Origin of the sequence: Paenibacillus sp. E222 (genome assembly GCF_013401555.1) — a bacterium.
Classification (GTDB): Bacteria; Bacillota; Bacilli; order Paenibacillales; family Paenibacillaceae; genus Paenibacillus.
This window is the reverse complement of record NZ_CP058552.1, coordinates 1,701,409-1,713,008: the sequence shown is the minus strand read 5'-3', so window position 1 is coordinate 1,713,008 and position 11,600 is coordinate 1,701,409. Positions and strand designations below refer to the sequence as shown.

Sequence of the window (11,600 nt, the reverse complement as noted above, 5' to 3'; positions counted from 1 at the left end):
CTTTGGATCAAACCTTTGAAGAGGACACTTTGCTTCACTCACGCACCTTAATGCTAGTAAGGCAAAGCTCCTCATCCAGTTTGTTTTATTGGGTGTTGCGGTCATATCCCGCTTGTTTAATCTGCAGCCACTCTTGCAAGCCAAGACGATCCAGCTCTTTCAGATAAGCGTCCCACTCCTGATCGATCTTTCCATTCTGATACCATTCCGTGCGCATACGCAGCACATAGGCGAACAAATCCGTCTCAATGGTGGAAAGGCGGTCGAGTTCATCGATCGAGAAGAACACGCTTGGATAGACGTTTTCTGCTTTCATGTGTGGAACCATATATTTATCGAGCAGTTCCATACGCCATGCAGCATCTTCCGGTTTGGTTGTGTATTTGTCATAGTAACTGTCTAGAATAGCCAGCGGTCCTGCAATGCTCGTTTTCTGTCTGAGCTCAACAGGTGCAGCGCCTTCCAGCGGAAGATGCTTCAGCATGCCTTTGGCTTCATCCAATTCAAAAATATTCTGTTGTGTCTCATCACCGTAAGTTCCCCAGTTGTTCTGCACGGATTGGAGCGGATCGTACAATTGGTCGACCCACTTCGCTGTGGATTCCAGATTTTTATTGCTGCTCGTAACAACCATGCGTCCTCGGTCTAGACCGATACCGTTTGTACGCGCGACATTAATTTCTCCATTCGGTCCGGCGACAGGAGGCAGAACATCATAGGTATCATTCATGCCTGTAATGTTGGCCTTATCCCAAGTGAAGTACATACCATATTTGTTGTCTTTGCCCTTGGCCAGATACGTATTCCAATCCTGCTGATATGCTTCCACATCCACAAGACCTTCCTGAACCAGTTCGTGAATGTATTTGACCGCTTCCTTGTAGCCTTCATCAGCTGCCGTAAAGACTACTTTTCCATCGTTGGTCACCACGGTGTGGTCCCAGTTCTCCCCGAGTCCAAATGCTGCAAATAGAAATGTCAGATCTTCTCCGCCCGGCTTGTTAATGAAGGACAACGGAATTTCGTCAGCCTTGCCATTGCCGTTCGGGTCCTGGGTTTTGAACGCAATCAGCACTTGTTTCAGTTCTTCGGTTGTCGTTGGCATCTTCAGTCCGAGCTTGTTCAGCCACTCCACGTTGATCCAAGGTAAGTCATCAACCGCCTGTATGCGCTGCTTGCCACTTCCGAGCTCCTCAATCCAGGGAAAGGAATAAATATGTCCGTCTGGAGCCGTAATCATGCTCTTGTATTCGGGAGCTTCCTCCAGCACCTTTTTCAGGTTCGGCATGTATTGCTCAATCATGTCCTCCAGTGGAATGATGGCACCGTCCTTCGCCAGTTTCAGGAGATCATAATCCCCATAACCTGCGTCAAAAATGGCATCCGGCAAATCACCGCTGGCTATCGCCAGGTTTCTTTTCTCCGCAAACACATCACTCGTATAGTTCTTCCAGTTGATATGCACATTGGTTTTCTCTTCGAGTCTCTTGTTAATCAGCTTCTCGTTCGGATCAGCAGGGGCCAGCGGAGAACTCTGTGTTATAAAATTCAATGTCACTTTGCCATCAGGTGACTGGGCTTCACTTGCCGCACCGCCTCCTCCCCCGCCACACGCCGAGAGCAGGAGCATGGCTGACAACATGGAGATGGATGCCGTTGTAGCGGCTTTTCTGGACTTGTTCACTTTTTTCATGATAATGACCTCCGTGGATTATGTTGGGTCGAGCGCGCTATATTTCAGACTGTTCACTATTTGAGCGAACCTACCATGACACCTTTTTCGAAGTATTTCTGAAAGAACGGATACATGATAATGAGTGGCAGACTCGAAATGACAATGGCTGAATATTTGATCATTTCCGAGAGACGTTTCAGTTCCGCCATCGCAAGCTGATCACTGATCATGCCCGGTGCAGCCTGATTCTGAATCAGAATGGAGCGCAGAACAAGCTGGAGCGGATGGAGGTTCGGATTGTCCAGATAGATCATGGCGTCAAAATAGGAATTCCACTGGCCTACAAACGCGTACAACGCGAGAACAAAAATGATAGGTTTCGATAACGGAATGACGATCTGGAAGAAAATCTTCATCTCGGAGGCACCATCCACATTGGCGGCTTCTTTCAGTTCTCGCGGCACCCCTTTGAAGAAGGTTCTGGAGAGAATGATGTTCCAGACATTGACTGCGCCTGGGATGATAATGGCCCATACCGTATCCAGCATGCCTAGATTACGAACAAGCAGATAGGTCGGGATCAAACCGCCACCGAAGAACATCGTGATGATAAAAATAATCATGAAAAATCCTCGCCCAGCCAGCCTTTCATCAGACAAGGCATACCCTGCAAATATCGAGACGGTCACCGTCACTAGTGCAAAAGAAACCGAGTACAGCACCGCATTGGCAAACCCTCGAATCATGGCCGGATTGGATAGAATCATCTGATACCCATCCAGACTCCAGTCGGATACATTGAAGGACAGCCCGCGGTTCAGCAGTACCGTCGGGTCCATGAATGAGGCAACGACGATATAAATCAGGGGGACAACCACAACCAGTACGGCACAGGTGAGAAAAATCGCGTTCAGCGTGAGGATCAGTCGATCCAGTCCCGTATGTTTGACTACCATGGATAACACTCCTTTCCTAATAGAGGCCTTCGCCTTCATTCAATTTCTTCACGATCAGATTCACAGTCACCAGCAAAATGACATTGATGACGGAGTTAAATAATCCTACTGCCGCAGAATAAGCGTAATCTCCGGACTGCAAGCCCACCTTGTACACATACGTGGCAATGATTTCGGAGGAAGGCAAGTTCATGGATGTCTGCATCAGGTAGGCCTTCTCAAATCCAATCGACATGATCCCGCCAGCGGCAAGAATAAATACGATGGCCATAATCGGTCGAATCGTCGGAAGGTCGATATGGCGAATACGCTGAATGAGATTCGCTCCATCCAGGTTGGCTGCATTGTGAAGTTCCGGATCGACATTGGCCAAAGCAGCGACATAAATGATGGAAGCCCAGCCCGCCCCGGTCCAAATATCCGACAAAATGTATATCCAGCGGAAGTATTCCGGTTCGGACATAAACATAATAGGATGCCCTGTAATTGCTGTGGCTATCTGATTGATCGGCCCTGTTGGGGATAGAAAGATAAACAGCATACCCACAACGACAACTACCGAGATAAAGTTGGGTGCATACAGAAACAATTGGATGTTTTTCTTCACTCCGGCTTTACGTACCTGATTGAGCATGAGAGCAAGCAAAATCGGGACCGGAAAGCTGAATATCAATCCAAAAAAACTGAGTTTAAGCGTATTCATAAAGATGACGTCAAAATTGGGCGAAGCCAAAAACTTCTCAAAATGCTTCAAGCCTACCCACTCACTGCCCATAATACCTTTGATCGGACTAAAATCCTTAAATGCGATAATGGCTCCGTACATCGGGATGTATTTGAAGACAAGGGTCAGGATCAGAGCTGGTGCGAGTAACAAGTACAAAAAATAATTCTTTTTGAACTGCTGCATCCTGTGAACTGTAGATGCCCTCTCTTTCAACGCCCTTCCTGTACCCTTTTTGGTATCCACTGTGTTATCCAACACATTACCTCCGTTCATTCCTGAAGTTGACAATTGTTTGCAGTAAGGGCTTTCAATATTTACAATTGCTCATTTAATAATTTACAATTTATCAGGTAATCTAGGCATTAGTCAATACATTATGTAAAAAATAATTGTGCATTTGATAACATTTAGTGTGTTTTCCAAGTTCTAAATGTGCATTTCATTGTATATATAACGTTTGTTTATTTCCCTTCAACCTGTCATTCCCCTTATCAGCAGTAGGATATTTCAAACTAATGATCATTTGTAACAAAACTTCTGAATACATATAAAAGCGCTTAATTTAAATTAAAAATGTAAACTTAATTGTGCATATGTAAAATCGAGATTGCTATTTGTTCCGATCTATTATACATTTGACTAAGATAATACTATGGACGACGATATGATCATTAGAGGTGAAGCACTAGATGGCAAAAGAAAAAGTTACGATACAGGACATCGCAGATGCTTTGGGCATCTCCCGGAATACAGCTTCCAAAGCCTTGAATGATAGCGGAAATATCCCGGATGAGACACGTAATCGTGTAATTAAAAAAGCAATTGAACTTAAATATAAACAGTTTGCCTATATGGAAAATGAGCATGTTCTAACCAAAGCTCCAAACAATATCGCCCTGTTAACGGAGAATCTGCCCAATACATCTCACTTTGGTTCGATGTTAATCAGTGGTCTGGAGAAAAGAATCAGCGCAGAGGGATACAATCTCTCCATTCATATCGTACGTGAGGTTGATCAGGACTCACTTACACTTCCCAACAATTTTGATATTTCCAACGTGGACGGTATCATTTGCATTGAGTTGTTCAATCTGAAATATACTCAGCTTATTACCGATCTCGGAATTCCCACGATCTTCATCGATTGCGCTTCCGACATCTGTTATCCGGAATTTCATGCAGATTTGCTGCTCATGGAGAATGAGCACAGCACGTATCAGTTAACCAGAAAATTAATTGAGAGCGGCTACAACCATGTTGGATTTGCCGGGGATTACAATCATTGCAAAAGCTTCAATGAACGTTGGGTAGGATATCAGCGGGCGATGCTGGAAGCGAGGCTGCAGGTCGATCCATCCCATTGCATTGTGGATGATGACCGCCTGTTTTTCTCAAAGCCTGGCTGGTTGAACGAACGCGTGGCAGAGCTGAAGTCGCTGCCTGATGCGTATGTGTGTGCCAACGACTTTATCGCAGTCGACTTGATCAGAGCTTTGAGAGCGAGGAATGTTAAAGTGCCCCAGGATATCGTCATATGCGGATTCGATAACGCACCTGAATCACGAATTATTGAGCCTGCATTAACGACGGTTCATATCTACAGCAACGAAATGGGCATTAAGGCTGCGGAGATGCTGTTATCCCGGATTGATCATCCGTCACAGCCTTATCAGGTCTCGCATATCGTAACCAAACCGATCATACGGGAGTCCACACCCACACTTATGAAAGCCAATCCACAGACCGTTTAACTTATCTCATAGATCTCTAAAAAAATAAATAGCCGTATCTTTCACGCAGAATAGAACGTGAAGGATACGGCTTTTTCTATAGGGACTTATAGATGCCCTTTTTATGATGCGGTCAAAATATGACGCGAGCAGGACGCAGCCTCTAATCGGGATTCGTAGCTCTGTGCTACACGGAGGCCTTGGATGCTCCTTTGGTTGAACGTACCTCTGTACGAATCAAATTGAAGATCATAAAGACGAGCACAACGAGTTGTGGAATAAAGGTCTCCCATGTCGGATACATACCAAGCCAGCCAATCGTCGGCAGACTCGGTGCGACATGAGCCCCCAGCGCTGCTGAGACTTGAAGGGAGTGAATACTCTCTCCAAGGAAACGAAATACCAGATAATAGATCAGCAGCGTAGCGGTCAGGAAAAACCATCGTACAGGCAGACGTACACTGAACTGAATAATGGCTACAGCTAATACAATCAGGATGAGCAACGCTGCCCCCATACCGATCAACATCTGCGAGGTCTCAATTGCAGGCGCCATGCCGATATAAAAGATCGCCGTCTCCGCACCTTCCCGCAATATGGCAAGACCCGCCACAGCGAAGAGTGACCATAGACTTCCCCGGGCCAGTGCACCACCTACCTGTCGCTGTACATAGCTATTCCAGGAGCGGGTATTTGATTTGCTATGCATCCAATGCCCAACCGTCAACATTAGTACAACGGCTGCAAGCCCCGTATACCCCTCAATCATCTCCCGTGTGCTGCCCGATGATGCCACAGCAAGAGTCAGCGACAGTACAACGGCTAACGCCGCACTAAGCAGCAGACCACTACCGGCACCAGCCCAGATCCAGCGCCGGGCCGCAGTCTCGCCACTCTTCTTGGCATAAGCGAGCAATGCAGAGAGTACCAGAATGGCTTCCAATCCTTCGCGAAGCAAAATCAATGCCGCATCCCATGCCGTGTATGAGGTGGTAGCCGTTAACGGCGCCAGCCGATTGATCATTCGGGTTATAACCTCGGTTGCCTTCGCCGTATTTGGCGGATTGGAGACGACATATCCCGATGCTTCGGCCATTTCATTCTCAATGGCCGTATATGAAGCTGGAGATGATATCTGCACCTGACCTTCAACCAAAGGCCAGGCCACGATAAACTGCTCCAATCCGGTTGCAGCAGTAGTGGTATCCCCGGCTTGAATCTGCTGCTCTATTTGCTCCAATAATTTCAGCAGGTCGGACAATGAAGAAACATCGGAGGATGCTGACGTATCCTCAACTTCCCCTTCCTTGAGGGTCCCTGCAATGTAATCTGTGAGCAACGTGACCAGTTCCTGCATACGCGCTGTTGCCTGTTCTTCCTTGCGGGGCTCGGCCTGCATTGCAATGCGAACCAGACTGATGTCTTTCTCCAACTGGCTGTATACGCCAAAATGATCCTGACGAATCGGAGCTTCGGTGCCTTTCCAGGCCGTAACAATCCGTTTATAGGCAAGCTCTGCCTGGGTCCAATCGCCCTGTTCCATTGCACTCAAGCTTTTACGTGCGTCTGGCAGCAGCCTTTCAGCCGCTTTACGGCCTGCATCGTCGCTCTCTTCTGCCACCTGAAACGCCTCAATGTACTGATTGGTCGCACGGGCAAGATCCGCCAATGCTTTCTTGGCAGCATCAGAATCATTGCTCGACAGTGCCTGTTCCGCTTTGGACAAGGCTTCACCTACAACGCTGGCGGCCGTCGCAACCTGATCTGCGTTCTGTTCCGGCACCAACGTGCTGGCAGCATCCCACAGTTGCCGGAACTCAGCGACATCCTCCGTCGCTTCTGTCAGCTTGCCCTGTCCCGCTTCAACCAAGGCGCTGCCCACAGGCGGCAATAGACTATCCAGTTGTTTTTGCACAGACTGCTCATTGTTTTGGAGCCCTTCTCCAGAAGCATGTGCCATGCCAGGTAAGCGAATTACCCCGGACCCCACCATCAGGAACACCAGCAGCATCAGCAAGGAGCGCATCAACCTTCCTTTGTACATCCGCCGCTTCTGCGCCTTCCGATCTGCGATCCTGCCCATCATTGTCATCCTCCCCATTAAATTAAGGTGTCCCCAATATATCCGCCATTCATAATTCCCGGGAAACAGGCAAATACAGCACTGCCTGTGTGCACGGTATATTCGTTCAGCTTGTCGTTCTTTGCCAGTCGTTTCTGAATCGGAATAAACTGTTTCTCCAGGTCCCGTTGATAGCTAATGAACAGCAAACCTGCATCCAGCTGCCCGGTCTTGGCATCGAGCCCACTCGAATACGAGTAGGAGCGGCGTAAAATTTGCTGACTGCCGTCCCCCTTCGCGAGACGCAGATGTGACGTTGCCGGAATTACAGGCTGCCCATCGGCAGACTTGGCCTTCAAATCTACCGGATCGAACTCGCCGCGGCTGCCGAGCGGCGCTCCGCTGTCCCGGTGGCGTCCAAATGTCGCCTCCTGGTCCTTCAGTGTGGAGCGGTCCCACACCTCCACACGCATGCGAACCCGGCGGACGGCCATATAGCTGCCGCCAGCCATCCACCCCGGACCGTCAGCCGGCTGCGCCCAGACGGTCTGGTCCATCAGCACCGCATCCGTTGTATCCGGATTGCCGGTGCCATCCTTGAAGCCGAGCAAGTTGCGCGGTGTTCCACCCGCAGGGTCAGCTCGGCCTGTGCGCTGGAAACCTTCCTGCGTCCAGCGCAATACCGCATGCCCGCGTGCGATGCGCGCGAGATTGCGGATGGCATGGAAGGCGACCTGCATATCGTCTGCGCAGACTTGCACGCACAGGTCGCCACCACACCACTGCGGGTCCAGCGCATCTCCGGCGAATGCCGGCAGATCGCGCAGGCCCTTGGGCTTCCGGCCCTGCAGCCCGAAGCGCCCGTCAAACAAAGAGGGCCCCACACCAAACGTCAACGTGGTTCGTGACGGTGTCAGGCCTGCCGCTTCGCCCGTATCGGTAGGGGGCGTATTCAGCGTTGTATTATGTTCGCCAATCATCTCTCCGGCGGCCATGGGAGCGGCAGCGGCCGTCCAGTTCTTGAACAGACGGCGGAGATCATCCGCACTTCCCGCCGTCACATCAAAGGCGGCAAAGCAGATGAAATCCTGAGCCGGGGTAATGATTCCCGCCTGGTGCTTGCCATAAAAGGGCAGGCCTTTGTCATTCGGCGAGGCTTGCTCCACAGCGGACGCCGGACTCTTTTTGCGGCCCAGCGCCATCAGACCGCTGGCACCGCCTCCGCCCAAAAGCAGACCCAATCCGGCCACGCCGGTCAGCTTCAGCATTTCACGCCGTGACAACGGCTTTTTCAGCGAATCCTTTTTCTGCTCGGTCATCGTTCTACACTCCCAGTACTTGTCCCATATTCGACAGCGGCTCGGCCAATGCATCCAGGTTCTGACTCAACTTCTTCACGTCTTCATCCTTCAGCTTCTCATAGGAAACGTATCCGTCTCCATCCTTGAATGGAGCAAGCTCTTTCTCCAGTGCATCGAATCGGTCCGCAATTTGCTGATTCAGATCCTTGTCTTTGGCAGCCAGATCATCCTTGAGCAGGTTATAAATCTCGCGTGCTCCCTCTACATTCGCTGCAAAATCATACAGATCCGTATGGGAATAACGTTCTTCTTCACCGGTTACCTTGCTGGAGGAAACCTCATTCAACAGTTCTACCGCACCCGTTACCATCAGACTCGCATCGATGTCCATCGTCTCCACTTTGGCACGCAGGAGCTTCGCATCACTTAACAAGGTATCCGCAAAGTCAGTCATGCCTTCGGTCGTCTTGTCTTCCCAAAGTGCCTTCTCAATCCGGTGGAATCCGCGCCAGTCGGCAGCCTCCACATCTCCGTCACGTGCATCGATATTCGGGTCCAGATCCCCAAGTGCCTCGGCTACCGGTTCAATACGTTCATAATACATACGAGCTGGTGCATATAATGATTTGGCAGTCTCCAGATCACCAGCTTTCACGGCATCCGTAAACTTCTCCGTTTGCTTCACGAATTCATCAATCTGCTCAATTGCAAACGTGCGATAGCCATCCACTGCGGTTGTATAATCGCTCCCGGCCGCTTCCTGATCTGCTACATCCGTAGTTTCTGTGGAAGTTTGATTTTCGCTTTGAGCAGCAGGTGTTTCTGCCTTGTCCGTAGCCGCTTCATTATTGCCGCAAGCGGCGAGTAAAACCGAAGTTGCCAGCACAACAGCCGGCAGTGCCAATATTTTTTTCAACACGATACACTCCCCATTGGTTAAACTGATATGGTTGTACACCTGCGATAAATATGTCGATGAGTACAAACCCTTAGATTAACGTTCATTTAATGATAATGATTATCAATTTCGGTAAAGACATCATAATTCCGGCGCATACTTATGTCAATATGAAAATAAGAGGACCTGTTTAATCAATACTCAGGTGGAAAATACCGGGTATTAATTCCCCTGAAAACATAGACAAACTTCGTCATCACCCGTTAAAATGAGACAAAATGTCTATATTATCTTAATTTTATGAAATTGGAGGCTCATGCCATGAAATGCCCAGTATGTAATCATGAAAATGGAAATGCCAGCTTTTGCGAGAGGTGCGGCGCTAATCTAACTCCTTCTTCCCCTACTGCAAATTCCGCTCAGGAGCAACAATCCGCTGCTGCCGAACCTGAATATACCCGTTGGTCGAGCACACAGGCGACACCTCCTCACGCTCCCATTTCTCCCAACACACCTTCTGCTTCCAGACCTGTACAACATGCATCCGACTCTTCCAGCACAGAGGGCGCTTCAGCTTCAGGAAACAACAACACCAATCAGTGGAACAACATTGTACAAAATGAGAAAGTTCAGCAAGCCAAAGAAGTAAGCAAACAGTATCTATCCTATTTCCTTAGTGTGCTCACCCGCCCTTATCAAACCATGAAAACCGTTGGTGAACAGCATTCTCTTAACGGTTGGATCACGATGGCTCTGATTGCGGTTCTATCCTCTACATACTTTTTGATTACATTCGCCCGGATGGATATGGACGGATTGTTCATTGGTGGGTTTATCAGACCACTGTTGTTCACCGCCATTTCATTGGTCGTAGCGATCGCGTTGATGTATGCCATACTTAAGATTGAAAAAATAACGTTCCGTCCCAAAACACTGGTTGCCCAGTTCGGTACATTGCTTGTGCCCGCTGTAGCGTCGCTCGTTCTGGCAAATCTGTTTATTGTTATCTCGTATTCCATCGCTATCTTCTTCCTCATTGTCTCGTATTTGATTATCTTTGTATCTCTTAACACGGTGCTGTTCCAGTATCCGCTGAATCGTACGAAGGCAGCCATCGATAGCATGTACAGCGTGTTGATTGCCAATGTGGTATTGTTTTTTATTCTCTCTCGCTTTCTGGGCACTACAATCATTGGATTGATTAGCCTGATGTATTCTCCATACGGTCGTCTGTAGCATCTAATTTAAAAGCTCTTACGAAGGCTCTCCCTCCTTATCCGAGGAGGGTCTTCTTTTGTTTCAGCGTCAGCAGATTGCACTCGTTACATTCCATACACTATAATGTGTAGTGTAAAGGTATGTTCTTTTTTACGTAAGGATATGAGGTGAGAACCCCCCCATGCTTATATGGGATCTGTACCATTTTCATTAACACTACATTATGTAGTGTATTGTTATGATCATTCATTTTATTACGAAGGGTAGAGGAAATCGATATGGACATGAATATGAATCATATGCAAATGGACCACGAGGCAGGCACATCCTACCTGTGGCTTATCGTTGGGGCAATCGTTCTATTGTTCTCCATCGCAGCTTATATCTGGTCTTCACGCACCCAGAAGTCTGTACTGGCACATATGAAGAAGAATGAACGAGCTGTGATTAAAAAGAAAACCCGATCCATCCGCATGGCTGCTCATGCACTACTGGGGGTGTCGATCATTGCGTTTGTTCTTTTCTTCATGCAGGGGGCACTTACCAAGTATGATGTAGCAGATCTGAATGCTGGTGCTGCGATCGACGTGACTGACGATAACTACTACGGAGCAGATCATACGGAAGAACCGATTCAATATGAGATGACCATCCCAACGTCGGGGCCTCATAACCCGCATGATATCAAGTTTGGATTTTACACCGATTTTCCCGGCTATCCATACCTGGTACATAATCTGGAACATGGGGATATCATTATTTATTATCGTGAGAACGCAAGTGATGAGCTGAAGCAGCATCTGAAATACCTTGCCAAGTTCCGCAAAGCTGGATCAGGTATTCTCGCTGTGCCGAACAAGGACATCCCTGAGGGCAGTGAGGTCGTTGTGACGGCATGGACCAAAACGATGAAGCTGGACCAATTCGATGATGCCAAAGTAGGCACTTTTATTAATAAATATATTAACCAGGGACCAGAGAAGATTCCTGCCTCCATCCGCCAAGGTGGCGGGACGATGTAATATTTTAACAA

At 48.4% G+C, this 11,600-nt stretch carries 9 protein-coding genes; 3 read left to right on the top strand and 6 right to left on the bottom strand.

Annotated features, from left to right (window positions below; all coding sequences use genetic code 11):
- Positions 1-85: 85 nt before the first annotated feature.
- The 3 genes from HW560_RS07635 to HW560_RS07625 are packed head-to-tail and all read right to left on the bottom strand — an operon-like array spanning position 86 to position 3,541.
- Entirely contained in the window at positions 86-1,693 is a 1,608-nt protein-coding gene (locus tag HW560_RS07635) for an ABC transporter substrate-binding protein (RefSeq protein WP_090903361.1), read from the bottom strand.
- 56 nt (positions 1,694-1,749) lie between these two features.
- Positions 1,750-2,631, bottom strand: coding sequence for a carbohydrate ABC transporter permease (locus HW560_RS07630; RefSeq protein WP_062321441.1), 882 nt, complete (start codon positions 2,629-2,631; stop codon positions 1,750-1,752).
- A 16-nt stretch (positions 2,632-2,647) separates the two neighbouring features.
- Complete coding sequence (locus HW560_RS07625; protein ID WP_240342996.1) at positions 2,648-3,541, bottom strand: ABC transporter permease; 894 nt, start codon at positions 3,539-3,541, stop codon at positions 2,648-2,650.
- 506 nt (positions 3,542-4,047) lie between these two features.
- Here HW560_RS07625 and HW560_RS07620 point away from each other — a divergent pair.
- The gene (locus tag HW560_RS07620) at positions 4,048-5,109 is read left to right on the top strand and encodes a LacI family DNA-binding transcriptional regulator (protein WP_090903357.1); all 1,062 of its coding nucleotides are present in this window, start codon (positions 4,048-4,050) and stop codon (positions 5,107-5,109) included.
- Positions 5,110-5,275: 166 nt separating this feature from the next.
- Here HW560_RS07620 and HW560_RS07615 read toward each other — a convergent pair whose 3' ends face one another.
- The 3 genes from HW560_RS07615 to efeO are packed head-to-tail and all read right to left on the bottom strand — an operon-like array spanning position 5,276 to position 9,367.
- Positions 5,276-7,174, bottom strand: coding sequence for an FTR1 family iron permease (locus HW560_RS07615; protein WP_257031802.1), 1,899 nt, complete (start codon positions 7,172-7,174; stop codon positions 5,276-5,278).
- Positions 7,175-7,188: 14 nt separating this feature from the next.
- Positions 7,189-8,469, bottom strand: coding sequence for an iron uptake transporter deferrochelatase/peroxidase subunit (gene efeB / locus HW560_RS07610; protein WP_257031801.1), 1,281 nt, complete (start codon positions 8,467-8,469; stop codon positions 7,189-7,191).
- A 4-nt stretch (positions 8,470-8,473) separates the two neighbouring features.
- Positions 8,474-9,367 carry an iron uptake system protein EfeO gene (efeO, locus tag HW560_RS07605; protein ID WP_179262621.1) on the bottom strand — a complete coding sequence of 298 codons (894 nt, stop codon included), beginning with the start codon at positions 9,365-9,367 and terminating at the stop codon, positions 8,474-8,476.
- A 303-nt stretch (positions 9,368-9,670) separates the two neighbouring features.
- Here efeO and HW560_RS07600 point away from each other — a divergent pair, with 303 nt between their 5' ends.
- Together HW560_RS07600 and HW560_RS07595 are read left to right on the top strand one after the other, a co-directional pair.
- On the top strand, positions 9,671-10,585 hold the full coding sequence (locus HW560_RS07600; protein WP_090903351.1) for a zinc ribbon domain-containing protein: 915 nt from the start codon (positions 9,671-9,673) through the stop codon (positions 10,583-10,585).
- Between the two features lie 266 nt (positions 10,586-10,851).
- A complete protein-coding gene (locus HW560_RS07595; protein ID WP_179262619.1) occupies positions 10,852-11,589 on the top strand; it encodes a DUF3105 domain-containing protein in 738 nt (245 codons plus the stop codon).
- The last annotated feature ends 11 nt before the right edge of the window (positions 11,590-11,600 follow it).